The sequence below is a fragment of the Chitinophaga sancti genome (assembly GCF_034424315.1).
In the GTDB taxonomy this organism is placed as follows: domain Bacteria; phylum Bacteroidota; class Bacteroidia; order Chitinophagales; family Chitinophagaceae; genus Chitinophaga; species Chitinophaga sancti.
On the sequence record NZ_CP139972.1, the window covers coordinates 4,350,239 to 4,376,534 of the forward strand.

Here is a 26,296-nt window from a genome sequence, read left to right on the forward strand (position 1 = left end):
TAATTAGAAAACCGCCGTATTAACTGGCGGTTTCCATAATCCTAATAAGCGCAACCTGATGATATCTCAATTTACCCGGTGACCTTTAAAGATTCTATGAATTCGTTCCTAAATTCCAAATGGAACTTTAATACTATTGGACTTCCTGGGAAAGTGCCGGACACTTTTGCTGTCAGCACTCCGTTTGATCCGGACTGCTCATAATTTAGAGGCTCCATTGAAGATTGATAAGTCTCATTTGAATGTTCGATCCATTGGCGAATTTCTTCCTTACCATTATGAATCCTGCCTTCGTCATGCACAACGGCCGTTACAGTGAAGCAGTCGGTATAAGCCTTGCTATCATAATTGTTTTGTGTCTCTATAAAACGTCCTACTACTTTTGGTAATTCCATGATGATGAATTTTAAGTTTTTAGATTGTTGGTATTGTTCCTCCGTCAATGACGAAATTTGTTCCTGTTAAGTATTTAGCTCTTGGTGAAACTAAAAAGCCAACCAATTCTGCGACTTCTTCCGGTTCGGCGGGCCTGCCATAAGGTATTCCACCCAATGCATCCATGACACTTTGCTGCGCTTCTTCTACAGTACTATTTGCATTTCTTGCAATCTCGCCCAACCAGTCTATAGATGCTGTTGTATTTATCCATCCCGGCGAAACAGTAAGCACACGCACACCTTTAGGCGTCACTTCATTTGATAAGCTTTTACTGTAATTGATTAATCCTGCCTTTGAAGCGGCGTATGGCAAGGTAGAATCGTATAACGGCAATTTGCCCTGGATGGAAGCGATGTGAATAATTACACCATTTTTCCGATCAATCATTTGCGGTAAAAATCCCCTGTCAAGCCTGACAGGAGCAAGTAAATTTGCTTGTAGGGTTGATATCCAATCCTCATCATTCAATGCTGAAAAACCACCGGCGGGTGTTGATGAACCACCAAGATTGTTTACCAGGATATCCAGCCTGCCATAGGTTGACAGCACTTCGCTGATTACTTTTTGCACCTCTTCTGCCTTGCTCAGGTCAGCAGGAACAAAATAAAGGTTAGCATCTGACTGTTCGGGTTTGTTCCTCGCGGTAATGACTACTGTTGGACCAGCGGCCTTTAAGCGTTCTGCGATGGCTCTACCGGCACCCCTGGTTCCACCTGTTACTAAGGCTATTTTACCGGATAATTCGTTGCTGTAGTTGAATTGCTGTTCCATGTGTTTTTGTTTGTAGTACAAATCTCGATAGTATGCGGGATGCAAACAATTACGGGCTTACGAATCAGATACGGAAAAATTTATCCGTATTGACCGTTCATCGGGTGTGTTGTATATTTGTAGTTATGTACATTAAAAAGACTACTCCGACGCTCAATTGTGGACTTGACCTGGTTGGTGAAGTATTGTATGGAAAATGGAAGATCCGTATTCTTTGGTTCATCCATATGGGCAACTTACGGCCAGGTGAATTGCAGCGGAAAATTCCGGATGTAAGCAGACGGGTGTTGAATGTGCAACTGAAGGAACTTGAAGATCATGAATTGGTGACTAAAAAGATCTTTCCGGTTTTACCTCCAAAGGTAGAATACAGTCTTACGGAATTTGGCAAAACACTCATTCCCTTGATTCAATCCATTGGTCTTTGGGGCGACGAACATGAAGAGCGGCTACGCAGGGTCATTTTGCAGCACAATGCAGGGGCATCAGAAGAGGTGGGAAATGTTGTTTAAAGAAATGCTTTAATCCTGGCGGCGCAAATTCCCCCGAAGTTTTAAAGTATTATTTGTGATTGTCCATAGACTTTAATTATTTGTTGAGAATTACTTATACTTCGTTTCATATTCATTCTGCCATTTTTTGGGTTTCAAGCCAAAGTGTTTTTCAAATAATCTTCCAAAATAACTTAAATTACTAAATCCTAATTTGTAGCCAACTTCGGAAACAGAAAGGTTATACTGCTTTAAAAGTTTCGCCGCTTCCTGCATTCTCAAATGATTGTAATATTCATAAATTCCTCTACCAAAAACCTGGGTGAATATTTTTCGGAGCTTCAGTTCGGTCATACCGCTTAGTTTTACCAGCTCATCTTTTGAAGGAGACTTATCCAATGAATATGCTATGGCATTTCGCACCAAATAAACGGCATTGATTTCAGCTTTACTGAGATTAGCATGTTCCGTATTTTCTCTGTTTAATAAATTGCTGAAAAGCATATACATCAGTTCAAGCGCTTTTAATCGATAAAAGGCTTCCGATAAAACATTCTCTAATGAAAGGTTAGCAAGTTGACTGACTAAAATAACCATTTCAGGAGACATGAATTCTTCTATCCAGAAAGTTTTATCGGTATTAAAAAGATAATACAGTTTATTCCGGTCGATTCCGACAAAGCGTTTCAGATATTCCAGTTCGACTAAAATAGTGATCTGCTGTACGTGCATACCTTTCGGAAATAATATTTCACTTTCTACATGCGATGGTGTAATCCGTACATGTGGCCGGTTATTCATATTCCTTGCTGCAAAAGTTTCTCCTTTTTCTGTTTTATCTAAAATATTTTGAAATGAAATGAGCACTCCTTTATTCATCACGCCAATCTGGTTTCTTCTATACGAAAATGTCTCGCTGGAAATTAAAGAACGAACCATAATCAGCATCTCGGGTAACAGGTCCACAATTTTTAATTGATTTAAGCGCAAATGTTTGATTTCTCCTTCAACAGCATCTATGGAGACGCCTAGTTTTTCTGCAATTCGCAGCATCTCTTGTTTTTTACTGCTCATATTTTTTTGGACTATTTTTTATTTAAAAGGAGCTATTTTATCTATAAATCTAGCGATAAATTTGTACTGGTACACAAAAAGATAAAAACAATGAAACAAAAGATCATCATTTCAGGAGGTGGGATAGCCGGACTAACTGTCGCAAAATTTCTGACTCAACAAGGACATCATGTGACCGTTTTGGAAAGAGCATCGTCCTTCAGTAAATCGGGATTTCTGATCTCACTTAAAAGTTTTGGGATCTCCATTATGGACGAACTGGGCCTGACGGATCAACTTCGCGAAGCATCATCACCTTCAGAGTTTGTGAATTTCAGAGAATCGAATGACGAAATCATACAAGGTATCAGTTACGAAAAAATGAACCAGGATATTGAACGTTCTGTATTGATCACCAGAGGCGGCCTGCATCACGTTTTATATAATGATCTAAAAGATAGTATAGCTATTCGCCTCTCGGCTGGCATTGGAAAATTAGCACAAAGCGACAACGAAGTCAAAATCACGCTCCAGAACGGCGAGGAACTGGAAGCAGACCTGTTAATCGTTTCGGAGGGCTTGCGATCTACAACCAGACAAAGTTATTTTCCTGAAAGTGTATTGGAGGATTTTAATGTACTCTATATGGGAGGACGTCTGAAAGGACCGCATGCTTACGAAGTCGGTAAATTCAATGTTTATATCGATGTGAACAGAATGTTGTCTATCTATCCCATTGCACAGGATGAAATAGCTATTCAGTGTTACATCCACGATAGCGGAAATTTAACTTCCATCCAGCACAAAGCAAATGAACTGTTGACATCATCATTCAACAGTTACAACAATGAAATTCAACACCTATTGCATCGTTTTGTAGAAAACGGAATAATGTTCATCGATAAAATGGGCATGGTAAATTCGCCCAATTTGGTGAACGGAAATGTTGTTTTGTTGGGAGATGCGGGATACTGCCCAACGGCACTATCGGGCATGGGGGCTTCTTTATCTATTTACGGGGCAAAGGCATTGGCACATTTTATCAAGGAGCAACCAAATGATTTAAAAACAGCCTGTAGCAATTATAATACAATGATGCAACCTTTGATACGCAAATTCCAGGGAAATGCTAAAAATAATGCGGCTTCTTTTATCCCTGACAGCCAGGAAAAATTAAACCGGTTTGTGCTTTCTTTCCGGGCCGCATCGGATGTGGACATGCAAAAAATAATGACAGCTCCCATCGTATTGACGGAAGATCAATTGAATTTTAAAATAAGTGAACGATGAATTTTAGGAAAATTATTTCGGTACTGATCGGATTTGGAACGATAGGGTTGTTAAGTTCCATCTTAGCAAAGATGCAAGGGATTATCTTCCCTTCATCTTTGGAAATTTTTACCAATCCCAATCTTACCGAAACAAGCACAATTCAGTTTGCGATCAAACTTTTATGCGTATTGGCGAGTTGTGTTATAGGTGGTATGATCACCACAAGAATTGGTGGCAGCATCAGGGAAAACCAGATGGTTGGCGGTTTAATCAGCCTGGTAGTAGGCTGGCTTTGGTTGTCGGTAATACACCCGATTTTGTTTTGGTTACTACTGATTTTGGCTGTATTTCCAGCTGTGTTTTTGGGGTATAAAATTACTTATACTATGAAAAAATAGGTTTAAATATTCATTATGGCGAACGTAAGTTTAGCAATTCACGCTGATAAAGTAATTAAAAATGGCGCTGCAATTATTGAAAAGCACCTAATCTGCGGGTCCAATATCAGTCTGGTATTTTCGGATTGCTACACCTATACCTACACTTAAGTTTAACTGGGATTTATGCTGGACTACAACCCACTTCTAAATAGTTCAAGGTCAATCTTGTCTCTAGCAAGTTGTTCTGGATTTTGATTCAATTTCTTAAGGGTTGTCTTATAAAGTAAATGAAAGTTTTAAAACGATAATTCATATATCTGCAGAAGGTTCTATTGCATTTTTTTGTACAATTTAATGGCATATTGCATTAATCATGCAATAATATTGACTATTGCATTAATTCGACAATAATATGAAAGAAGAATTATATTCTATTTTAATGACTGATGTTATCGTCGAAAAGCGCAACAAGATATTTTGATGAAGCATTTTAAAAAAGTGATTGCTTCAACCAACCGGAAAGAAAAACATAAAATCATCTTACCTATAACCATTACCATTGGGGATGAATTTCAGAGAGTGATGAAAGAATAATCACATGATTGCTCTCTTTTCAAACTGATTCTGAAAATGAACAAACAAAAATCGCGAAGGATATTCCCCCGGCGTTTCGCCATTTTTTCCGTGCCCGGTAGCGGGGCGTTTTCGAACCAAATTATATTGATTATTAATAAATTACACCAGTGGTAATAGTAAATGTATCCTCAATTTCGTAAATCAGACATTCTTCTAATAATTAATGACCCATATGGAATAGTCTTCAAGTAGCTGATATTCCAACGATTTTTTATCTAGGGCCTTCATATCTGCCAGGGGTAGCTTGAACCGTTTCTTATCAGAAATCCTTGTCACTTTTGCAAATAATCCATAGTCTTCATCATAATAGGAATCAAAACTTGTCATTTTGAATATGCCAGTATAAGACGGGCGAGTTTTCTTTAATATTTCGTATTCCTCTTTTTCTCCTGGACCTAATAAGTAAAACTCTTCCCAGTCAAAATCTTCAATTCCAGTAATGTCAAGGGGAAACTTCAAGTTTGATTCCAGGTATGACTTGTAAAACAAAAGTGTTTCAATTCGTCTGGAAGTGTCTTCAAAACTATTTTTAAATATCTGTTCAATCCTTTCTTCGCTTTTCTTAAATCTATTACTCATGTCATTTATTTTCAAACTTGTTAAGTTCCAGGCAAAGTGAATACATCAGTGAGAAAGCAGTACAGCCATTGGTAACGATATCGATTATAGAATAATTCTCAAATGTCCACATTAGAAGGAAATCATTATTATCGTCACTAATCTCAAATTTGCCTAATTGAGGCAATGCTAAAAGGTATGTTTTTACATTATCCGGCAGTGAAATCATAAAGGCCTCCTGCTCCTCAATGGTCATTTGCAAATAGATTCCCTCCCAGTTGATACCAATTTGAAGCATAATGGATGCAGGTTCATTATACACATGAATAAACAGCATAATACCCATATCCTTCCATTCGGCATGAGTCCACTGTTGTAACGTTTGGTTATACCCAGACCATTCCGCCAATAGGTCATATAGTAGCTCCGTAACCGCAATTCCCAATCCCTCCCTATCAGAACAAGAGCCTGTGATCAGCATTCTATTAAAATCGACGATAGTACTGGAATGAATTTTGAATGATTGGATTTTATCTCCTTGCATCTGTATATTTTTAGCAGCATCTCTATACGCATTCATGATTAATGTGTACATCCATTTTTGAATGTAAGCATTAATGTTTTCCATTTATCATCGACATACCGATCTTCGTCACGTATGCTTTTGAAGTGTTTAATAGTCTGTTGCAGTAATAAATCAAATACATCCGGACTTAGCGGCAGTTTGCCGATCTGATCTAAATATTCGAAGGATTCAATAAGAATCATTTGATAAGTCCAACCCTCATCTAACACCATACAAAGTTCGGGCTCAATCGCGAGAATAATAGCAAAGGCAGTTTCCGCAGCGGTAAGGTAGTTTTTTGCATTGATTGATTCTCTTCCTCTCTCCAGAAGGCTTCTCGCAATCTTCTCAACTGCATCCTGACCATCATCGCTAATATAATCGTCCCCCTTTTTTTCTTCCGCAATAAAGGCCTTCAAAAAGGTGAGTATTTCAGCAGTCGTTTCCATTGGAACAAACCGGGCTATCATTTCATAAGCAATTGATCGGTCACGCTGAATAAGTTCATCCAGGAAACTATGAGCAGGGCTGGAAGGATTTTTTTCCATTATCATCTTCAGCTGTGCTGTATAATTTTCAAGAGGGAAAGGAATAGGTGCATTCCTTAAGTATCTCCTTTTTTCACTTTTACTCATATTTTCAGAGATTTGTGAATGATATGAATTGTAAGTTACTAAATCAGACGTTCTTCCAACATAAACTTCCAGGTAATGAAGCCTTTCTGTTCGTTGCTATAGTCATGAACAATCCGGCTAAAATTTTCTGGAGCAGCGTTGATGAAGGCTTGTCTGCCTTGTTGCCTGATAATATCCAGCTGCTTGTCTAAGTCTTTTAAATACATTGGCAGTAGCGACCGCTGCTTTTCGAAATACCAGATATAACTGGCTTCCTCTGTATCCAGAGTTTCTAATATCAGGTGGTACATTTCCTCTCCTTCTATCAGAAATACAAAGGAGAATGGTTGAAGAACAAAGCGGATTTTCAATATATGTCCGGCATGCTTTTCTGCCAAATAGCGAAGTTGTTGATGATGCTTAAATTGGGGATTCCTTAATATATCTGCAATCAATTCCTCCCCGGATTCATAAAGAGGGTGTCCGTTTTGTAGCTGAGTTATATCCAATACATTTCGTTCAGGTAAAGAAGACTTATTGAGGATTACTTTTGTCACAAATCTGAATCGCACCCCCTCAATGATTTCTTTATTGATTCTCTTTATGTCGGCTGAATCTGCGGATTGTGATACCAGCGTTCCATTTTCCAGTTCCGCAAATATGGAGGCCATAATGTTTCTGCTTTTTAGTACTTTAATGAAATAAGGCTTCAATACGTCAAATTCTGGTCTGATATCTTCATGCGCTATTTCAAATTCAAGTTTCTCATCTGGTTCCTTATAAATATAAGAGAACCCAATAGCACCGTATTTGAATTCGAGTGAATCCATAGGTACCTTAACTTCTTTCTCTATAGTAAGTGTGTTACTTGTAGTTACTGGCGTAATTTCTTCGACTGGATCATCAAACAACGATCTCTGTTTAATTAGCTTTCTGTAATAGGTATTTCGTTTTAAAAATAGTTTATTCAGGTAATCAATTCTAATATCCCGGTAGTCATAAATGACAGGAGCTATTTCTGATCGTTGTACCCGGCCAATATATTGAATGAGCTTTCCTTCAAATGAGAATGGATAGACAAGGAAGAGGCACGTAGCATTGTTCAAATCGGAACCTTCTCCAAAGAACTGTCCTGTGGTTATCAATACCTGGTAATTTCCGGATTTTAGTAGTTTCCATTTGGTATCACGACTGGTTGCACTATCCTCTCCACTTAATGTAATTGCTTCATATGATTGTTTCAGATATTGATACAATGAATCAATATGTTCTTTACGTTCAGTTAGCACCACCATACGTTTCCCGCTACTAAGCTCTTTGATTATATCTTTTAAGATCAGATTGTTTCTTGTTGAATCATGTACCAGGATTTTAGACAAGGTTTCAAACCGGTCAGTTTTCTGGTTAAAGGGTACATTTAGAGATGTGTCTCTAATAATTATTGTTGCCTGAGGAGCGCTAGTTACCTGATGGCTGTCGATTTCTGCAATAACTTCACCTAAATGGATGAAGATAAGTTTACCATCGCTGTATTTACGGAAAGGAGTCGCAGTAAGTCCATACTGGTAATAGCTTTTGAATTGCTGGATGGTAGCATGGTACGTTTCGGCAGGAATATGGTGACATTCATCAATCAATATCGTTCCGAATGAGCTGGTAAGATCCTGATTAGATTCATTGGATATAGCTTTTGCAAGGCTTTGAATCGTTGCCAATGTTATTAGCTTTCCTGGCTTATACTTTCCCTGTCCGATTTTCCCAATCTCGTGATCCGGAATGCCTAGAAAAGTAGTGATTCGTTCTGCCCACTGTTCCATTAACTGCTTTCTATGAACTACAATTAGCGCCGGTTGCTGTTTATTGGCAATTATTTTTAATCCTATTAAGGTTTTACCAGAACCAGGAGGTGCCACTATTACCCCTATATGCTTATTTTCTGTTGTGAAAACACCAATTTGCTGATAATCCCGCAATGTTGCCTCAAAACGATAAAGCTGGTTAGGTTGTTGTTTACGTTGATCTTCTAATTTATAAACGATATTTTTGTTCTTACAAAAATCAAGAAGGTTTCTTATAAAGCCACGGGGAATAATAATATGATCGCTTGTTTCTTCAATGAATTTAAAATAGCGCTTGCTTTTATATGTGCTTTTGCCTGTCTTCTGCCGGATAAAGAATTCTGTGTTAGCAATATTCAGCTCTTCTCGTAAATAGCTGATCAGAATAACAGGCAGGCCATTTCTTGCAATAGTGATTACATTATTTAAATATATAGTTAAGCCTTGATTAGGCAGTGTATTTATTGATGGTTCAGAAAGGTTTGACTTAGCATACAAATTATCCAGGGTAGCTATACGCGCTTTTTGTATGGTAGTAAGAAATTGCCATTGGTCTGGATACGGTTCCATTGTTTCGGGAGCAACGAAGCAACTATTCCCATTATCCATGGTCGGTTTATAAAAAGGAAGTGCGATTAGGTTACCAAGTGGTTTTCCGGAAAGTGAATCCTGGTTAGGAAATAGTCTGTCAAAACTGGAATTTTTATCGAATGTTGATATGATACGAGCTTCTATTAGTAATGAAAGCATTATTTTCCGGCTCTTCATTGCCGGATAGGCCTGCTCAAAAAATACCCAGACATGCGCGCCATTTCCAGAACGAGAGCGTTCCAGGTAAGCTGGAATTTCTTTTTTCTGACAAAAGGCCACAAACTTGCGACTATCATCTATCCAAGTTTCTTCGTCAAAATCTGCGACTATGAACCACGATGTATCATCTGTTAATAAGGGATAGAGACCAATAAGGTGGCTTCCGTTTAAATGTTTATATATCTGTGCTTCTGTTAATGGTTGGTATGTTTTTTCCGGAAAATTACTAAGCGTACCGCCTTTCATTTTGTGCACTTTATACCGGTATGGATCAAAATTATAAGCCGGCATATAGCCGGTTTTAATACCGTTTTCCCAGTATAATGCGAAAACATCTTGCCTGCCTTTGAAGAGTGCAGTGAAAAGGCTTATATTATATTCAGGGATCATAGTAGATCGCTTTATGGGTTGGTTTAAAGGCGAAAAAGACACGATGTGAAAATTATAAGGGTATCTTTTTCGCCTATTATTAGCTCATATGAAATGGGTTAGATAGTGTACCAGGTACCTTTTCCAATTCCATTTTTCTGAAGACGCTTTGTCTCAACCAACATCTCTAAATGTTTTTTAACGGTATTGCGATTTGCATTGGTTATAGTAACAATGTCACTGATAGTTGCTTTCCCTCTGGATTGCACCAATTGTAATATCTGAAGGGATAATTCAGGAAGTTGCATAAGGAGCAGATTTTCCTTCTCAACCTTTGCTTCCAGCCGTCTCTTTTGTCGTTGTAAAGCACGAAGAAAAATAGCAGCCATGGTTGCCAATCAGGACTTTCACTTTTTAGTGTTCCCTGTGTTTGCCGTAATGCAAGATAATACCCTTCCTTGCGTTGTTCGATCACTGCCTCAAGAGAACTATAAGGAACATAATGATATCCTTCCTTCAGCAGGAGATATGTTGTCAATATTCAGGAAAGCCTTCCGTTTCCATCCGGGAAAGGAAGTATTGCAAGAAACTCGACAATAACCATTGCAGTGACTAATAGCGGGTGCAGGTTTTTTGTCGCATAGGCATCTGTTGCCCATTCAATTAAATCCTGCATACGAATCGGTGTCTTAAAAGGGTTTGATGTTTCAAGTACAACTCCGATAGATTTACCAGTGCTATCAAAGGCTTCTACATGATTAGGTGATTTCTTATAACTTCCCCGATGCCAATTATCTTTTTCACTATGTTTTAATAATAGTGAATGCATTTGCTGAATATAGTTTTCAGAGAGCGGGATTTCAGTATAACTCTGAAAGAGCAAATTCATAACAGTTGAGTAACCTGCTACTTCCTGTTCATCTCTTGTTGTAAACTTTTGTATTTCAAGATTGGATAGGAGGGCTTCTACTTGTTTATCAGTAAGTTTACTTCCCTCAATACGAGTTGATGATCCGATACTTTCAATTGTAGCAACTTTTTTTAAGGAAGAAAGTTGTTCAGGGGCAAGTTGCCCCAAAGCACGCCATGCTCCTTTGAACTCATCTATTTCAGCTATTAGTGAAAGTAATTTTGGCGTTATAGTTAGTGAAGCGGAATTTATCATACCCATAAAACTACCCATATAATTGTTGGATACCCATAAAATTATCCATAAATACCCGAAAATAGTATGGGAATTTGATTAAATATTGAGGCTGAGGTGATATATGGAATGGGAAAGAGGAACTTCTAACCCATATGTTTATAAAAAACAAAGAATTAAATAGTGGAGTAAATTGTTATTAAATAGGAAACCCACTCTTAGAGCGGGTTTCCTATTTAAAGTGCCCAGTAGCGGAGTATTTTCGAACCAAATGTTATTGATTATCAAGAATTATTTAGTGAAACTTAGATGTCTTGATACTTTTCATGGAGTTTAACATTGGATTAACTGGCCGAAATCTTCAGAGGATTAATTTTGCAGAATTCATCCAATTGTTTGATTAATTATGAATAAGGAATACCAAGCGTGGCTTTCGCAAATTAAAATTAAAGTACAGCAGGCCCAATTAAGGGCTGCTAAGAATTTCAACATTGTTTTGATTGAACTTTATTGGGAATTAGGGCGTGAAATTGTGGCACGTCAAAAAGATTTTAAGTGGGGAGACAACTTTCTTCAACAGCTGGCAATTGACTTGAAATTAAGTTTTCCGCAAATAAATGGCTTCTCCCGTAGGAATTTATATACAATAAGACAATGGTATCTGTTCTTTTCAAAGCAATTTGAATTTGTGCCACAAGCTGTGGCACAATTACCATGGTCATATCAAAGACTACTGATTTCCAAGGTAAAAGAAATAGATATTGCCATTATTTATGCAAACTACACTCATAAAAACGGTTGGTCCCGTGATACACTTGAAGTAAATATTAATAGAAGTTACCATTTAAAATTAGGGAAGGCAGATAACAATTTTAAGGTAACGCTTCCCAAACCGCAATCTGACCTGGCAATAGAAAATATTAAAGATCCATATCATTTTGATTTCTTAGGATTGGAAGATGATGCACAGGAACGAGAAATTGAGAAAGCATTGACCCAAAGGATAACAGATTTTATGCTGGAACTCGGAAAGGGGTTTGCATTTGTGGGGCGTCAATACAAATTGGAGATAAATGAAGCAGATTATTTTCTGGATTTACTATTTTATCATTTGCATCTTAGATGTTATGTAGTAATAGAATTAAAAGCTGGGAAATTTAAACCAGAATATGCTGGGAAATTGAATTTTTATCTATCTGCTGTAGATAGTCAATTGAAACATCCAACTGATAAAGAATCAATAGGAATCATTTTATGTAGAATGAAGGATAAAATTGAAGTTGAATACACTTCGTGATATGAATAAGCCCATTGGAGTTAGTGCCTTTGAGTTATCCGAAAGTATTCCTGAAAATTTAAAATCACAGTTACCTACTATAGAGGAAATGGAGAATAGTCTGGAATTCAATTTTTGAAAGTTATTTAAAATTCATAAAGTCGCGTAATCACATCATATGTTATGATAGCACCCTTAAATTTGCACGCTCCCAAAAATTGGCAGGACTTCGAAACTTTATGCCTAAAGCTTTGGGGAGAGATATGGATGATTCCACACGAGATCGAATTTAACTCTTATATACTCCCCATTTATTAGACAGCAATAGGTGAATTATTAATTAAAGAATCAAATCTATTACTACTATTATAACCTTTTTCTTTTTTTGGTTCTTTTTTTCTTTTTGTTGATATCTGTGGATATGTGGATAACTTATCAGCTGCTCCATAAACCTCAGCAGGAGTCTTATATTCCAGGCCTTGATGTTTTCGTTCCCAGTTGTAGAATTCCACATACCTGTGAATTCCCTTGTATAAATCCAGCGTACTATCATAAGCATTGAGATAGATATTCTCATACTTGATGCTACGCCAAAATCGCTCGATTGTGATATTGTCTGTGGCTCGTCCTACTCCATCCATGCTTAGGCGAATTTCAGCACTTAATACAGCTGTTGTAAAGTCTTCACTTGTAAACTGGCTGCCCTGATCCGTATTTAAGATCTCTGGTGCTCCATAAATAGAAATGGCCTTTTCAAGCGCTTCCAGACAAAATTCCACTGTCATGGTATTGCTGAGTGTCCAGGATAACAGATAGCGGCTATTCCAGTCTATAATCGCACACAGGTACATAAAACCCTTCGGCATTGGAATATAAGTTATATCCATACTCCAAACCATATTATTCCGGTCTATTTTCAGGTTCCGAAGCAGGTATGGATATGTTTTGTGCCACTTACATGCCTCACTTGTATTAGGGGCGGGATATATGGCCGAAATATCCATTTTCCGCATCAATCGCCTTATCCGCTTCACATTAACATGTAGCTCTGGTGTACTCAGATGTTTTGCCATGCGCTCTGCCCCAAAATAGGGATGTTCCAAATGCATACGGTCTATCTGCTCCATCAGCTCCAGGTTTAATTTGCTTTCTCCTTTGGGCTCATGGTAATGGCTGCTACGAGATACTTCCAGCAATTGACACTGACGTACAATACTGAGCTCACTGTCCTCCTTATTTACTAAAGCCATCTTTCCAGTTTTTCCCAAATGCCTGCTCAGATTTTTTTTTCAACCAGTCGACCTCTACCTTGAGTTGACCGATTTGCTTATATAGTTCGTCTTTTTCTTCCTGATGATCTGAGGCATCGCTACCTGCCTTCTTTCCCTGGTCAAACACATCCTCTGACCCTGAAAGCAGTTGCTTCTTCCACTCAGTTATCTGAGTAGGATGTATATCATACTTCTCGGCCAGCTCTGCTAAGGTCAGCTGTTCCTTTAAGGCTTCGATAGCTACTTTCGCTTTAAACGCTGCATTGAACTTTCTTCTTCCCTTGTTCATATTGTAAATTTAAGATGTTTTTCCACTTAAACTTACTGTCCGTTTTTAGGGGAGTATTATACTCCGACAATAGTCAGGGACAGGATGGAGTTGATATATATGGCCCAATTGATGGGGGGACTGCTTTTTCTGGTATTCAGTGTAAGAACAGGAAGCTGAACCTTATAGATGGATCACCAAATAGAATTTCCAATATAGATGTTCAAAGTGAGATAGAAAAGGCGAAAAAATTTAAGCCAGCTTTGAAAAAGTTGATAATTGCGACATCCTTGCCAAAGGATAAAGCAATTGAAGAATTTGTAAGGTTGCAAAGCATGGAGCATGTTAAAGTTGGGCTATTCACTATACAAATTTGTTTTTGGGAATTTTTTGAACGGAAAATACCAGAGTTTGAAACTGTTTATAATTGGTATGTAAAGAATGAAGGTTTTCATCGCATTAAACAATTAAGCGTTACATTCAAAGATGGCAGTGTTGAGATGACTTATCATCCTAAATTCCAAAAAACGGTTGATAGATATATAATCCCTCCAACAAATAACACGGCTCCTGATATCAATCCTTATACATCATCATTGGCAAACTTGCTTCAGAGTGATATTAATAAAATGATGCAGCCGGGATACAATTCCATATTTAGAAGCACTTTGTTATTATCTAACACAATTGATTGGGAACAACTCTGTTGGTTGGAATTACTGGTTTCCAATATAGGTCAGGCCGTTGTTGAAGATTATAAAATAGAATTATCATTAGAAGGTTTTTTTGAAAAAGCTGAGCCAGAACGTGGAAACGTTTTATTCAACCCAGATTTTCATAATGATATAAAGGGATATAGAAACTCAAATTCTCATTTATATATTGAACCAAGGAAGAAGATTTTAGTACAAGGTGATAGTTTTGTAACTGGTAGTTTTTACATTCAACCAGCTATTGCCGTTGAAGCCGAAATAAAACTAAATTGGAAATTACTATCTCGGGATTTTACAGACTCAGGTACCCTTATAGTTAAAATAGTACCTCAATATCATGTTATTATTAACCGCCATGAAGTTTTAGATTCAACAGATGTTAGAGAAGAAATTTCCTATTCACTTATAAAGCGAAAAGGGACGTATAATATTGGAAGTATTGACTACCATGACAAAGAATCTGATTATCCTGTTAGTTAATAATTTGCAAAATATAAGTGGCTTATTCTTATAACAAAGAATGTGATTGTAATTGGGAGATTTTAAGTGTATATCCTTAGGTAATAAAGCTCCAATAATGCGAGATGTTTTGACACTTAATAAAATTTAAAAATCCTTATAGGTCAACGACTTATAAGGCCATGAGTACCCAGAACAGGAATCGAACCTGCACTCCGTTTTCAAAACAAGATTTCGAGTCCGTCACGTCTACCAATTTAGATATCATATTCCGCTCCACAACAATGTAGAGTATATTAAAATCTACTATGCTTTCTATAAGAAAATCGGTTTGGTCTATTTGTTAGCCCTATGCTAGATTACTTGGTTCCGTTACAATTATGCAAATAGCTCCATACGTCAATATATCACTTAGGATAACACGGTTATTCTGAATTTACATTTACAATAGTTCTATTCCGGCTAGTCATAGAAGACTATTTGACGGTAATAGTGAACAGACCTGATGATCAACTAAATAATTGGTATTGAGATATAATTAATAGCTAAGCGTGTATAATTCTAAAATGGGATGTAATTGGATAGGAAACCTATTCAGCACCCCCGAATTAAAGAAAATAACCCCCAAATTTCATTCCCCCAAATCCTCCCTATTCCCCAACTGCAATTCCTGCGCAATGAAAATCCCTAATTTACAAACGCACAAGTTCCTAATTTTCTAAACCATTACCCATGGGCACCCTCACCATTACCAACGTCGAAAAACACTCCAGTACCACCCCTATCCCCACCTACTTTACCCCTTACCTCCTTGACTGGACCGCCAAAGAACTCTATTCCGATCATTCCAAATCCATTTTAGTGCAATATTTCGGCAGCCCCCATTTCTATTACAACAATTATGTATCATATACCAGGGAGGATCAACCCCAGACCATCCGCTTACATAACCCCTCCCAGAGCATGATTGTCCAGATCTACACCGAATGCCACTCCCTTCAATGGTACAACAACGATCTGAAAACAAAAAAGATCCTCTTCACCTCCTCCAGCGAGTTCAACGTTTCTCTCAAAGAAGGGATCCTTCTCCACTTATTCACCATCGAAAAACCTTTCCTGGAACAATTGATCGGCAATCATATCAGCGCAGATTCCCTGGTTCAGGGCCAACTGGCACCTCATAAACTCATCAGTTCTAAACTAAATACCATCCTAAACCCCGACTCCAACCCGGTACAACTCAGGCTAAAGATCCTCTCCCTCATCATAGACATTATTTCCCTCTGCTCCAAACCAGATCACTCAGACCCCAGTGCTAAAAATCAAACCTCTATCCAAAACATGCTGGATGAGATCAAAGAGCGGATCATCGAAAAACCGAATATCAAGGATTTCCATTACTCGCGATTAGCAAAGGAATATTTAAGCAACCGATCTACCTTATCCAGGGGCTTTAAATCCGCCTACGGCATCACCCTCACGCAATTTCTGCATGTACAGCTCATGAACAAGGCCAAACAACTATTGATAGAGACAGAGATGTCTGTAAACGAAATATCAGATTACCTGGGGTATAACCAGGCCACTAATTTCTCGAGAAACTTCTTCAAGCAATTCCGGCAGCAGCCACATGAATTTAGGAAATAACGCTACCCATTATCCGGACTATTACTGAGCACTTTATCAAACACCACAAAGGCCGTTAAAGAAAATACAAACAAAGGGAATATCTGATACCTCAATACAATAGGCGATGCCGTGATACTAAATACCATGTTGATCCCTGCAATCAGCAATGTTAAATAAATCAGCTTATGCAGATTCGTCCATCCAAATAATCCAAAGAGGTAAAAGAAGCCCAGGCAGGAAGCCAGGTAAAAACAATTTACTAAAGCGAATGCAATCGGCATTAATTTAATGGGTAACATGCCATAATCCACTTTTGGAAATTGCACCTGTTTTGAATTTAAATCAAACCAGACCTGTGCAAGGGTATCCACCTTATCACTGCCCATATTAAAGGTTGATAAAAATTCTGGTGGTGGTACATAAAAAGCCTTAAAATTGGGTACAATAAAGTATCTAAAATATTCCAGCGGGTGATGTGATATTAAATATTGTCCATATCTCCGGAATACGTTGCCCATGGAAGCATACTTTATAAAATAATCTGTCGTGGTGTCTTTTTGCCACACCGTTCTGAGATAGCTTTTTAAGGGGGCTTTCTCATCCCACAGGTAATAGATGCCCAATAATGAGTCAGGTCTGCTGTGTAACCGGTTCAAAGAATCCAGGTGCTTATTGACCATCGTATGCAATACCTGGAGATTAGCTGGCATATCCTTTCCGCTTTCCTGGGGTAAGTGTGAATACATATATAAGGAATTAGCCGCCAGTTGCCATCCCCCAAATGCAGAGAACTGTTCTGTGTTTGTCTTTTCTTTATACTGATCTGTCGTATTGATAATAAATGCACCAATGGCGAACAGGATCCCGCATATGGTCGCTAGCTTTGCTTTGCGGCTGGCAGCTGAAAACAGGATGATGCCAATACTGATTATGGGATAAAAGAATCCGTTATATCTAAAGGTAAACACCAAAGCCAGGACCAATACATGTGTCCATAAAGTCCGGGTCTTAAAAAAGAAGATGATATCTAATAACTGCGCAAACCAGACGATACTGAGTGCGATGAAAAAGGCATCGCTGGTAATCATATTGGAAATGTAAAACACAATAGGGTTAAACATAGCCGCAATGATCAGGAATTTCGTATAGCGATTCACGACACTAATTTTCAGTATCCGGTTTATCAGGTAAAACAAAGCCAGTTGCAGTGATAGATACTGCACCCATACCAATACCAATTGTGAGTGGGTGAATACGCTGACAAATCTCAATACTTTCGAATATCCGATGGGCCAGATATTGATCTTCATATTATGATACGCCGCTGCTATATAAGAATAGGAGTCAGGAATAAAACTGGCAGCTGTGTACAGTCGCTTAAATAGTAAGAAAGACAGCAGCAATGCGATGCCCAGCCAAATCTGCGGCTGCCTGAGATAAGCAGGTGTTTTATGGTTATCTATCAATGCCATGAGATGATTTTTTAAACCGGAGACCCGATATGGCAGCATTCAGCATGATCAGGCTCAATGAGAAAGAAAGCAGTAGTGGAAAGTATTGGTATCTGAACACCACCGGTGCTGATACGATACTAAATGCAAAGTTGGCCAGCAGGAAAAAATAAGCCCCTATCATAATTTTCCGGAGTGCAGCGGGCAATTGACCCTTCAATACTTTAATAATTCCCCAGGGGGCAAAGCAGAGCAATAACAAATTACAGATACCAAATACGGCGGCAAAGGGTTGTAATAAGGTCTCCTGGTATTGATTAAACACACTCGTCACTTTATTGGTCTTATAATCGAACCATAGTTTTGCATCCGTTTTTGCACTATCCATCCCTAAGTTATAGGTAGTAAACGCTTCCAATGGAGGATTGATAAATCCTTTGGAATTGGGTCTAATGAAATGATTGAAGAAATCCAGGGGGTATTTTTTAATGAGGGTCTGTCCATACTCTGCAAAGGTAGATCCGATGGCATACCATGCCTTTATGGAATCCTTCACCTGGTGTTCTTTTATATATTGGTACCAGTACTGTTTCAATGGGCCGGATTCATTCCACATATAGTCAGTGGCAATGATGGGCGGATACTTCATCCTTTGAGGTATCGTATCAAAATAGCGCTGGGCGATCAACTCTACTTTTTGTGTCTCTACTGTTGGCATAGGTGTATGAGCACCTGTTTTATAGGCATACATTTGCAAGGCATTGTTGGCTAACTGCCAGCCTCCAAATGGAGAGAAGTTGCTGACATGGAGTTTCTTTTCATAGGAATTCGTTACGAGTAAGTATACCAGCGCAGCGACCATTAAGCCACCGGCCACTGAGAATATTTTCATTTTGTGTCCATATGGGGAGATAATATATACGAAAGTGGCGACAAAGGGATAATAGAGCGCATTATATCTAAACCATAAAATGACGAACAATAGCCCCAATGAAATCCAAAGATCCCATTTACCAGGGCGCAACAGGATCCAGAATAAATTGGTGATCCACATTAAACTCAATGCTGAAAACACACCATCCGCACTGATGTAATTCGCCATAAACAGGGTGGCAGGATTGACGATGAGGAATACAAACAAGAGCACCGAAATTGCCTTCCGCATCTTGATCCAATAGATCAATGATATAAAAAGGTAAAATGCACTTAACTCAATTAAAAAATATTGTATCCCAGTAGTTACCACATCGGAGGTACTGAATACACTCACTAAGCGTAGAAACTTAGAATACCCGATAGGACGAACACTGGCATTATCGTTAGCAGCTGCGATGCCTATGTAACTATAAGAATCATTGGAGAAATCTGGGTGTGGGTATAGGAATTTAAAACCCAGGAAGCAAACGACCATACTAATGATCGCCGCCAATAACCACATCTTTCCCTTTCCGTATAATGAGAATTTAACTAAGGGGTGTAGCTCAGTTTTTTTTTACTCTCCGAAGTCTCAACAACTTCAGGCGTCGGTTCTACTTTCACTCCCCGCTCTCCATTACTATCATCATTCTTCTTTTCTTCATGATAATCCTGCTCTGTATTAATCGCCCAGATATTATCTTTGTCCTCTATTCCATTCAGTATATTATCCACAGCGGTAATAGCGGTTAACATGGAGTGGTCCGCATTATTATATTTATGCATGCCATTGCGACCTACTAAATACAAATTCTTAATTCCATCTACATAGGTTCGTATTTCACTAAAGCGCTCATAGGCACCAAAATAAGCAGGATATGTTTTCTCCACTCTTAATACCGTTCCATCTATCACATTTTCCTCCGTTGCCAGACCTATCTTATGCAATTCTTTAATCGCAATCGCTTTTATTTTCTCATCTGGCAATTTCCAGAAATCATCGGTATCATTACAGAAGAATTCCATCCCTACCCAGGTAGTTTTAGGATCTGCCACCAGGTAAGGGCTCCAGTTATTAAAGATCTGTAATCTGCCTACTTTCACGTCTCGTTCCTGGATGTAGATCCAGGTATCTTTTAGTTCCAGGCGTTTAATCTCCCCTGTGCTTTTATCAGCATAAGACATATTATTCAACAACAGGCCTACAGTAATAAAATCCCTATACTGTAAGTTACTGGCTATATATTGTACATTTTCTGGTACCTGCTCTCCTATTGCAGCAATCAGTTCTTTCACCGGCATGGTGCTAAAAAAGTAATCTCCTTCTATGACCTGTGTTTCACCTGTTTTTGAATTCCTGATAGTAATGGCCTTTGCCTGATCTCCTTCCACATCTACTTTCACCACTTCCTGGTGCATCAGTATCTCACCACCCAATACTTTCACTTTGGCAGCGACTTCTTCCCACAATTGACCTGGGCCAAGTTTAGGATAAAAGAACTGCTCTATCAGACTGGTCTCCGTATCCTTTTGCGACACATCACCACTTGCCTTCTTAGGTTTTAGTGACTTCACTGCATGTTGAATAGCTTTGGTAATGCTCACCCCTTTTATTCTTTGCGCCCCCCATTCTGCTGGAATCTCATTACAAGGAACACCCCATACTTTTTCTGTATAGTCTTTAAAGAACAACCCATACAAGATCTTCCCGAATCTATTGATCATAAAATCTTCTAAGGTCAATTCAGGTTTATTAGGCCAAATCTGTGCTTTCAGATAAGAAAACAAAATACCAATAGTACGGAAAACACCCAGTTTCATCAGGGTATCTATAGACAACTGCACCGGATAAGAAAAGAACTTCCGGAGGAAGTATATTCTTGAGAGCCTGGGTCTTACTAACATGACTTTATCAGGATCAGTCGTGATCCCGTTTTCTTCATGGTACACCACCCTGCTTTTATTTTGATAAGTAATGGTATGCGCGCTTTCTCCCCCTGTTACTACAGGTAGGATATTCAGCCACCATTTCATTACTCTGTCAGATTTGGAAAAAAACCGATGTCCGCCAATATCCATCCGATTTCCTTTATAGTTAATCGTCTTTGATATGCCGCCTATGTCGCCGGATTTTTCTAATACAACCGGAATAATATCACTTCTGGTCAGGAATTCGTAGGCTGCGGTTAGACCAGCCGGGCCTGCGCCGATAATAATAGCCTTTTTACTCATGGAATGCGGATTATGGGGTATAACTAATCAACAATAGAAAATAAGTTGGCAGATCTACATTTCAATAAGACACTTACAATGAACTCGTTTAAATGTAGTTCTCATTTAAAGATTGTATCATGTTTCCCGGGTTAATTGGCTGCTCTGGGTTACGCGCACAATTTCTAAGCAGCGGCAGTATTCATTGTGTCTATGTATCAATTTATCGCTGCACTAAGGTCCATTTTATTATTGAATACCGGGGCATCATTAGTAGGCTTAAGGTGCATCATTTTGGGCATTATACTTCGAAAAAGGAAATCAATTTATTTTAATAATAAAAAATTTCAACTAAGCTTACATCACGAAGTAGGCTGGAATATAATCGAAATAGTTCGATCAATTGTTAAGAATCTAATTTCTATCCTAGTCAGTCATTGAGCATTCCTTAGTTTGCCGGTTACTATGTAAGTATCGAAAAATATTAATTTAGTATATATGTCAAGCGCAAGATATACTGTAAATAATTCTAAAAAAAGGCTCTTGTATTAGCATGCAAATCCGGCATTACGCAGGTAGCGCAGGATTTGCATGTCCATCCTAATATGCTCCATGTGTGGAAAAACCAGCATGGGCTGTAGACAGGCTAGGAATTCCTGGGAAAAGATAACCCAACTGATCAGGGAATAACCAGATTCCAGAAGGAAAATGTGAGATTTTAAAAAGAGGTTGAGATACTAAAAAAGCTGCAGGTATCTTTCCAGACCGCCCTAGGATAGATACTATATGATCTAACAGATATCGGAGCGTCCAGTGTTAAAACTTGAGCAAAGTATTAAGTTGTAGTATAAGTGCTTATTACAGCTGGAGGAAAGGAGAATCAGGAAAACGTGAACATCATAAATACCGATCGGCTGCATTGATCAGGAGAACGTACCTTGGATCTAAAAAGCCTCATGGTAGTCTTTGCATTTACCATCCATTAAAGGTGGAATCTATTTGCTGTTACAGATCACACAGCATCAAACAGGGCCCAAAGGTATACAAAAGAAAAAGTTCTGTGTAACTGCCGAAAGGGCTCATGATCTGCCAGTCGCTGATAACCTGCTTAACCGGAATTTTAAAGCTGAAAGAGCTAATCAAAAATGGGTGTCCGATTTCACTTACATTAGAATCAGTGAAGGATGGCTTTACCTGGCAGTAATAGTTGATCTATTCTCCAGAAAGGTGGTAGGATGGTCTATGGATATGAGCATGAAGACAGGACTGGTTGTTGCAGCGTTAAGAATGGCACTCCGCTCACGAAAGCCGAAACTTGGATTGATACATCATTCAGACCGGGCAGTTTAATATGCCAGTCAAAAATATCAAAATAAGCTTACCAGGGTCAAAATGATTTGCAGAATGATTAGAAAGAGCTATTGCCAGGATAATTCAGTTGCAGAAAGCTTCTTCTCTTCTTTAGAAAGAGAATTGATTTATCCACCAGGAGCCTTAACAATTTTCAATGATGCTCATAGTACGATTCTGAGCTAAGGGTGTTACAATACGATTCGAAAACACACATACCTCGGTTAAATTTCCCCGACGAACTGGAGTGAAATAGCTAAGACATAATTTTCTAAAATGTAGCTTAACCTGGTATCCGTATTCTTGTTCGAGACCGCAGAATAAAGTCTTGCTAACTTATATTCTGAAAAAATTTTAATTATTTAAACGGAGAAGAAGTGAATTTGTAACCCAAAAGCAGACAAATAAATAAGCTACCTGTTTTAAAATAGAATTCCCAAATTCTTAAGGGATAGATAACCCAGTGCATGCCTCAGCTGCCCTTTATACCAAATTCGATGAACTAAAATAGTTCTATAGAAAATATTGTAATTGTTTTGGGGTATAAACAAATCTTCTCAGGGTATTAGTAAAATAATAATATGGAAAATTTAATTCGTCTAATTTTATATGGTTATCTTCCATTTATAGAAAGATAACCATATAATTTAAAATCTTAACTAACATAGAAAATTTTACAATGATGGCGCTACTTTCTGATTTTCATATATACGATTTGGTCCTGGTACAGTGCAGAATAAGGTTTTCGAAAAAGCATTTATTGCATACTTCGTAGTGATCACTGCAGCGAATATATGATCTGCCCCTACATCAATACCTACAGTAGTATAACATAAAAGGGTACCATTAAATCTGTGTTGGACTTTAAAGGCTAATGTACCTCCCACAAGGCTTAAAAAGCCTATAGCACTGAGGATAATATTTGTTCTTTTCATGGTGTAAATGTTTTTAAAAAAATCTAAATATTTTTAATTAATATCGACCTGAAAGTAGTGTGGTTAACTAAACCTCAGAATTTGATTTTGCTAATATTTATCGCGATAAAATCTTGATGCTCTAAAAATAAAAAAGAAAGAATATTATGAACTAAATTTATGAATTAAGGAAATAGAATTGAATAGTAATATTCCCTCTGTAAATTTACTTACTTATGTTTCAGAAGCATTTGGGATCAAGGAATAAAATTTGTTTAATAAAGTTATTCTTAAAAAACTCCATTCAAATAGTTATACCGATATATGCTTCTTAGAAGTTAAACTTTCATAAATCTCTTTCTTTTGTGACAAATAAATAGATCAAAATAAAATTTAGGAAATCGATAAAGTAATGTGCATGTCCTCTCTGATTACTGAGTAAGTAACCTGGGGTTAATCCATGAAATATTTTACAGTAATTCTTTACAGCGATAAGGATGATATCTGCCGACATACAATATCACAACTTAAGGAACAAAAGATTCTTAAAACTGGCCACATAAGAGATAGATCACAGGCTACCTGGGAGATGATGGAGGAATTTGAAGCGCTCTTTACTGATACAAAGGAGGCATTGCATGGATATAATGCTTAAGGTCGATAAACCCAGATATGTTCATGATTAAATTCAATTGCTAAAAATGGTTATCAAAGATGTAATCCCAACATTACTATGGAGGCACTCTATGTGTAGCCAACATTGCATTCATAGCGTTTCTGATTTTATGTCAATAGTACAAGGGCCGCTCCATAATCAATAACCTTTCACTGCGGCCATTAATGCTGGCTCCATCAATCCCTTAACTGTTTCTGTCCAGCCAAAAGCCAATACCGAACCAGGCAAAAGAAAACTTGTAGACTACGATATGATCTTTAAATAATCATAAGAAAAATCCTCAGTGCATAACTATGGCTGACTAATAGTAAGCATACGATCTGGGGCGTCTTTTCAAAGTAATTTATAGATGCTACATTTGCACCCATACATCACCCATCACTAAGTTCTTTGATTATTTCTGGCCATCCTAAACAGCTGCTTTTCCTGCTGCTGCTGATTTCCAATTTGAAGGTAATAACTGTGTCAGTTCACTGGCTGTGCAGTCGTGGAGTCGATTATACACATCATTTAAGTATTCGAATGGATCAATCCGATTCAGCTTACAAGTTTCTACGAGAGAATAAAATAATGCAGCCCTTTCCCCACCATGTTCATTACTAGCAAAAAGGGAGTTTTTCCTAAATAATGTAATTGGACGGATCGCGTTCTCAGTCGAGTTATTGTCAACGTCTATTCTTCCGTTTAAAAATAATATATTCAGCTTATCCCACTGATTATTTGCATAAGTAATAGCTTTAGCCAACAGGCTATCAGGTACATGTTTATCCTTGTGTTCATCCAACCAGCTGCGGATCTTGTCAAAAAAAGGTTTACTATATTTCTGTCGTAATGCCAGTCGTTGGTCGGGAGTAAAATGTTTACGTTTAGCATACGCTTCTATACGGTAAATGATATTAAAGTATACAAGCACCTGGTCTGCCAGTATTTTATTTTGTCGCTGAGCTTTTTTGAAGCCTCTGCGGATATGGGCCAGGCAGCTCATCAACGTAACTTTGTCGTTCTCTTTAAAAGCAGCTGTATAAGACGATAGCGCATCTGTTTGTAATATGCCTGCAAAGTCTTTCAGAATTTCTTTTGGTACATCATGAGCTCTGCCAGGATGAAATTCAAAGAGCACAAGCTTGTGTTCCGGTGCATGAAACACCCACATCCAACCATTGGCGGCTTTGCCCTGACCTTCGTCGTGAAGGTATTTTAGGGTAGTCTCATCGGCCTTAATGTAACTGGCCGTCTGTACAGTCTTCTTCAATAATTTTAATAATCGCTTCAGCTTTTTATAACAAACTTCCTCCCAGTGGTCGATTGTTGATGCTGCAAAACTAACGCCTGTCAGGCGCTCAAACCGCTGCTGCTGGCGATAGTATGGCATATAGTAAACAAAACGCTCACTGTGCAGATGGGCAAGTAATTTGTTGCTTACAATTCCCCTTTCTATCATCCGTGGCTGGACAGGAGTGCAGTGGATCTTTCCATCTGCTGATTTATATTGAAGGTGATGTTCTTCTTTTCTGATTAGTTTTCCGGGAATAATTTCGTAATAAACAGAGACCTTCTTCCCCATAGGCTTCATGCCTGTTTTGTCTCCGGGAAGATCATAAACAATGGTTTCTGTTTCCAGGTGAGTGGGGATGGGTCTTCTTCCTTTATGTGCTTTGTGACGCTTTTTTCTGCGGCTGGTTTTGGAAGTAGTGCCTGTTTGGGTATCTGTGATGGTCGAAGCTATTGTTTGTTCAATAATAGCTTCGACTTCGGTTTTATCAAATTCTTCTCCCAGGGTTTGCTGAATAGCTGTCTGTGTAGTTGCCGCGTCAGGAATAAATTTTTCACTACGCTGGCCAAATAACATCTCCTGCAGCTCTTTTAATTGCCAGTCTTTACGCTGTGCCTCATCTGTTTTGCCAGCAAGAGCGGTCTGCAGTTCTGCAATAGTTTCCTCCAGAGATGCAATCCTCCTATCTTTATCAATCCCACGTTCCTGCTCATTAGATAACCAACGTTTCTGCTGGTCTTTTTCTTCTTTTAGCGCAGTATTCTCTGTTGTGAGCTCCTGAATAATGCGACTGAACACATGTCTTTCCTGGGTAAGTGCATTAGACAAATCTGCTTTCTGCAGTTGCAGCGCATTCACTTGTTCCAGTGCTTCAGACAATGTGTATATGATCTCAGGTTTCACTCGTCGCAAAGGTAATATCGCGGACATTCATACCCAAGTATTTATGAT

At 38.3% G+C, this 26,296-nt stretch carries 23 protein-coding genes; 7 read left to right on the forward strand and 16 right to left on the reverse strand.

What is annotated here, in order from left to right; genetic code table 11:
• Positions 1-71: 71 nt before the first annotated feature.
• Both U0033_RS16620 and U0033_RS16625 read right to left on the reverse strand, forming a co-directional pair.
• Positions 72-395, reverse strand: a complete 324-nt coding sequence (locus U0033_RS16620; RefSeq protein WP_072359688.1) for a nuclear transport factor 2 family protein — start codon at positions 393-395, stop codon at positions 72-74.
• 19 nt (positions 396-414) lie between these two features.
• Positions 415-1,209, reverse strand: coding sequence for an SDR family oxidoreductase (locus U0033_RS16625; RefSeq protein WP_072359643.1), 795 nt, complete (start codon positions 1,207-1,209; stop codon positions 415-417).
• 125 nt (positions 1,210-1,334) lie between these two features.
• Between U0033_RS16625 and U0033_RS16630 the strand changes: the two genes are divergently transcribed.
• On the forward strand, positions 1,335-1,721 hold the full coding sequence (locus U0033_RS16630; protein WP_072359644.1) for a winged helix-turn-helix transcriptional regulator: 387 nt from the start codon (positions 1,335-1,337) through the stop codon (positions 1,719-1,721).
• A 90-nt stretch (positions 1,722-1,811) separates the two neighbouring features.
• Here the strand turns inward: U0033_RS16630 and U0033_RS16635 are convergent, their stop codons facing one another.
• Positions 1,812-2,774 carry a helix-turn-helix transcriptional regulator gene (locus tag U0033_RS16635; RefSeq protein ID WP_072359645.1) on the reverse strand — a complete coding sequence of 321 codons (963 nt, stop codon included), beginning with the start codon at positions 2,772-2,774 and terminating at the stop codon, positions 1,812-1,814.
• 90 nt (positions 2,775-2,864) lie between these two features.
• On the opposite strand from U0033_RS16635, the gene U0033_RS16640 reads away from it, so the two are divergent.
• Positions 2,865-4,043 carry an FAD-dependent monooxygenase gene (locus U0033_RS16640; protein WP_143150686.1) on the forward strand — a complete coding sequence of 393 codons (1,179 nt, stop codon included), beginning with the start codon at positions 2,865-2,867 and terminating at the stop codon, positions 4,041-4,043.
• Entirely contained in the window at positions 4,040-4,423 is a 384-nt protein-coding gene (locus tag U0033_RS16645; protein WP_072359647.1) for a hypothetical protein, read from the forward strand. Before U0033_RS16640 ends, U0033_RS16645 begins: the two co-directional genes overlap by 4 nt.
• 771 nt (positions 4,424-5,194) lie before the next feature.
• Here U0033_RS16645 and U0033_RS16650 read toward each other — a convergent pair.
• The 6 genes from U0033_RS16650 to U0033_RS16675 form a co-directional block, all read right to left on the reverse strand.
• Positions 5,195-5,620 (reverse strand): hypothetical protein, encoded by a 426-nt coding sequence (locus U0033_RS16650; protein WP_072359648.1) that lies wholly within the window; start codon positions 5,618-5,620, stop codon positions 5,195-5,197.
• Position 5,621: 1 nt separating this feature from the next.
• Complete coding sequence (locus U0033_RS16655; protein ID WP_143150687.1) at positions 5,622-6,227, reverse strand: hypothetical protein; 606 nt, start codon at positions 6,225-6,227, stop codon at positions 5,622-5,624.
• Positions 6,182-6,799 carry a hypothetical protein gene (locus tag U0033_RS16660; protein ID WP_072359650.1) on the reverse strand — a complete coding sequence of 206 codons (618 nt, stop codon included), beginning with the start codon at positions 6,797-6,799 and terminating at the stop codon, positions 6,182-6,184. Before U0033_RS16660 ends, U0033_RS16655 begins: the two co-directional genes overlap by 46 nt.
• A 38-nt stretch (positions 6,800-6,837) precedes the next feature.
• Entirely contained in the window at positions 6,838-9,816 is a 2,979-nt protein-coding gene (locus U0033_RS16665) for a DEAD/DEAH box helicase (RefSeq protein WP_072359651.1), read from the reverse strand.
• A gap of 98 nt (positions 9,817-9,914) precedes the next feature.
• Entirely contained in the window at positions 9,915-10,184 is a 270-nt protein-coding gene (locus U0033_RS16670) for a DUF977 family protein (RefSeq protein WP_245801754.1), read from the reverse strand.
• Positions 10,185-10,336: 152 nt separating this feature from the next.
• The gene (locus U0033_RS16675; protein ID WP_322518482.1) at positions 10,337-10,966 is read right to left on the reverse strand and encodes a Fic family protein; all 630 of its coding nucleotides are present in this window, start codon (positions 10,964-10,966) and stop codon (positions 10,337-10,339) included.
• A gap of 379 nt (positions 10,967-11,345) precedes the next feature.
• Between U0033_RS16675 and U0033_RS16680 the strand changes: the two genes are divergently transcribed.
• Positions 11,346-12,236, forward strand: coding sequence for a PDDEXK nuclease domain-containing protein (locus tag U0033_RS16680; protein ID WP_245801752.1), 891 nt, complete (start codon positions 11,346-11,348; stop codon positions 12,234-12,236).
• A 293-nt stretch (positions 12,237-12,529) separates the two neighbouring features.
• On the opposite strand, the gene U0033_RS16685 is transcribed toward U0033_RS16680, so the two are convergent.
• Both U0033_RS16685 and U0033_RS16690 read right to left on the reverse strand, forming a co-directional pair.
• Positions 12,530-13,465: an IS3 family transposase gene (locus U0033_RS16685; protein WP_322518471.1), complete on the reverse strand. Its 936-nt coding sequence runs from the start codon at positions 13,463-13,465 to the stop codon at positions 12,530-12,532.
• Positions 13,449-13,775 (reverse strand): transposase, encoded by a 327-nt coding sequence (locus U0033_RS16690; RefSeq protein WP_072366377.1) that lies wholly within the window; start codon positions 13,773-13,775, stop codon positions 13,449-13,451. The genes U0033_RS16685 and U0033_RS16690 overlap by 17 nt, the downstream gene beginning before the upstream one ends.
• A 14-nt stretch (positions 13,776-13,789) precedes the next feature.
• On the opposite strand from U0033_RS16690, the gene U0033_RS16695 reads away from it, so the two are divergent.
• Positions 13,790-14,947, forward strand: a complete 1,158-nt coding sequence (locus tag U0033_RS16695) for a hypothetical protein (protein ID WP_072366671.1) — start codon at positions 13,790-13,792, stop codon at positions 14,945-14,947.
• Between the two features lie 711 nt (positions 14,948-15,658).
• Positions 15,659-16,573 (forward strand): helix-turn-helix transcriptional regulator, encoded by a 915-nt coding sequence (locus tag U0033_RS16700; protein WP_072366673.1) that lies wholly within the window; start codon positions 15,659-15,661, stop codon positions 16,571-16,573.
• Between the two features lie 2 nt (positions 16,574-16,575).
• Here U0033_RS16700 and U0033_RS16705 read toward each other — a convergent pair whose 3' ends face one another.
• The 3 genes from U0033_RS16705 to U0033_RS16715 are packed head-to-tail and all read right to left on the reverse strand — an operon-like array spanning position 16,576 to position 21,153.
• Positions 16,576-18,027, reverse strand: a complete 1,452-nt coding sequence (locus U0033_RS16705) for a hypothetical protein (protein WP_072366675.1) — start codon at positions 18,025-18,027, stop codon at positions 16,576-16,578.
• Positions 18,011-19,444: a hypothetical protein gene (locus U0033_RS16710; RefSeq protein WP_072366676.1), complete on the reverse strand. Its 1,434-nt coding sequence runs from the start codon at positions 19,442-19,444 to the stop codon at positions 18,011-18,013. Before U0033_RS16710 ends, U0033_RS16705 begins: the two co-directional genes overlap by 17 nt.
• 29 nt (positions 19,445-19,473) lie before the next feature.
• Positions 19,474-21,153 (reverse strand): NAD(P)/FAD-dependent oxidoreductase, encoded by a 1,680-nt coding sequence (locus U0033_RS16715; protein ID WP_083571934.1) that lies wholly within the window; start codon positions 21,151-21,153, stop codon positions 19,474-19,476.
• 978 nt (positions 21,154-22,131) lie between these two features.
• On the opposite strand from U0033_RS16715, the gene U0033_RS16720 reads away from it, so the two are divergent.
• Entirely contained in the window at positions 22,132-22,482 is a 351-nt protein-coding gene (locus tag U0033_RS16720; protein ID WP_177318774.1) for a DDE-type integrase/transposase/recombinase, read from the forward strand.
• 674 nt (positions 22,483-23,156) lie between these two features.
• Here the strand turns inward: U0033_RS16720 and U0033_RS16725 are convergent.
• Together U0033_RS16725 and tnpC are read right to left on the reverse strand one after the other, a co-directional pair.
• Positions 23,157-23,417: a hypothetical protein gene (locus U0033_RS16725; RefSeq protein ID WP_072366677.1), complete on the reverse strand. Its 261-nt coding sequence runs from the start codon at positions 23,415-23,417 to the stop codon at positions 23,157-23,159.
• 1,064 nt (positions 23,418-24,481) lie between these two features.
• Positions 24,482-26,275, reverse strand: coding sequence for an IS66 family transposase (gene tnpC, locus U0033_RS16730; RefSeq protein ID WP_322518481.1), 1,794 nt, complete (start codon positions 26,273-26,275; stop codon positions 24,482-24,484).
• Positions 26,276-26,296: the final 21 nt, after the last annotated feature.

Bases quoted from the DNA above. Each gene is read 5' to 3' on its own strand.
- U0033_RS16725 (WP_072366677.1), bottom strand. From the start codon at position 23,417: ATGAAAAGAACAAATATTATCCTCAGTGCTATAGGCTTTTTAAGCCTT.
- U0033_RS16700 (WP_072366673.1), top strand. From the start codon at position 15,659: ATGGGCACCCTCACCATTACCAACGTCGAAAAACACTCCAGTACCACC.
- U0033_RS16665 (WP_072359651.1), bottom strand. From the start codon at position 9,816: ATGATCCCTGAATATAATATAAGCCTTTTCACTGCACTCTTCAAAGGC.
- U0033_RS16685 (WP_322518471.1), bottom strand. From the start codon at position 13,465: ATGGCTTTAGTAAATAAGGAGGACAGTGAGCTCAGTATTGTACGTCAG.
- U0033_RS16650 (WP_072359648.1), bottom strand. From the start codon at position 5,620: ATGAGTAATAGATTTAAGAAAAGCGAAGAAAGGATTGAACAGATATTT.
- U0033_RS16710 (WP_072366676.1), bottom strand. From the start codon at position 19,444: ATGTGGTTATTGGCGGCGATCATTAGTATGGTCGTTTGCTTCCTGGGT.
- U0033_RS16660 (WP_072359650.1), bottom strand. From the start codon at position 6,799: ATGAGTAAAAGTGAAAAAAGGAGATACTTAAGGAATGCACCTATTCCT.
- U0033_RS16640 (WP_143150686.1), top strand. From the start codon at position 2,865: ATGAAACAAAAGATCATCATTTCAGGAGGTGGGATAGCCGGACTAACT.
- U0033_RS16690 (WP_072366377.1), bottom strand. From the start codon at position 13,775: ATGAACAAGGGAAGAAGAAAGTTCAATGCAGCGTTTAAAGCGAAAGTA.
- U0033_RS16645 (WP_072359647.1), top strand. From the start codon at position 4,040: ATGAATTTTAGGAAAATTATTTCGGTACTGATCGGATTTGGAACGATA.
- tnpC (WP_322518481.1), bottom strand. From the start codon at position 26,275: ATGTCCGCGATATTACCTTTGCGACGAGTGAAACCTGAGATCATATAC.
- U0033_RS16625 (WP_072359643.1), bottom strand. From the start codon at position 1,209: ATGGAACAGCAATTCAACTACAGCAACGAATTATCCGGTAAAATAGCC.
- U0033_RS16715 (WP_083571934.1), bottom strand. From the start codon at position 21,153: ATGAGTAAAAAGGCTATTATTATCGGCGCAGGCCCGGCTGGTCTAACC.
- U0033_RS16705 (WP_072366675.1), bottom strand. From the start codon at position 18,027: ATGGCATTGATAGATAACCATAAAACACCTGCTTATCTCAGGCAGCCG.
- U0033_RS16670 (WP_245801754.1), bottom strand. From the start codon at position 10,184: ATGGCTGCTATTTTTCTTCGTGCTTTACAACGACAAAAGAGACGGCTG.
- U0033_RS16635 (WP_072359645.1), bottom strand. From the start codon at position 2,774: ATGAGCAGTAAAAAACAAGAGATGCTGCGAATTGCAGAAAAACTAGGC.
- U0033_RS16680 (WP_245801752.1), top strand. From the start codon at position 11,346: ATGAATAAGGAATACCAAGCGTGGCTTTCGCAAATTAAAATTAAAGTA.
- U0033_RS16655 (WP_143150687.1), bottom strand. From the start codon at position 6,227: ATGGAAAACATTAATGCTTACATTCAAAAATGGATGTACACATTAATC.
- U0033_RS16695 (WP_072366671.1), top strand. From the start codon at position 13,790: ATGTTTTTCCACTTAAACTTACTGTCCGTTTTTAGGGGAGTATTATAC.
- U0033_RS16675 (WP_322518482.1), bottom strand. From the start codon at position 10,966: ATGGGTATGATAAATTCCGCTTCACTAACTATAACGCCAAAATTACTT.
- U0033_RS16620 (WP_072359688.1), bottom strand. From the start codon at position 395: ATGGAATTACCAAAAGTAGTAGGACGTTTTATAGAGACACAAAACAAT.
- U0033_RS16630 (WP_072359644.1), top strand. From the start codon at position 1,335: ATGTACATTAAAAAGACTACTCCGACGCTCAATTGTGGACTTGACCTG.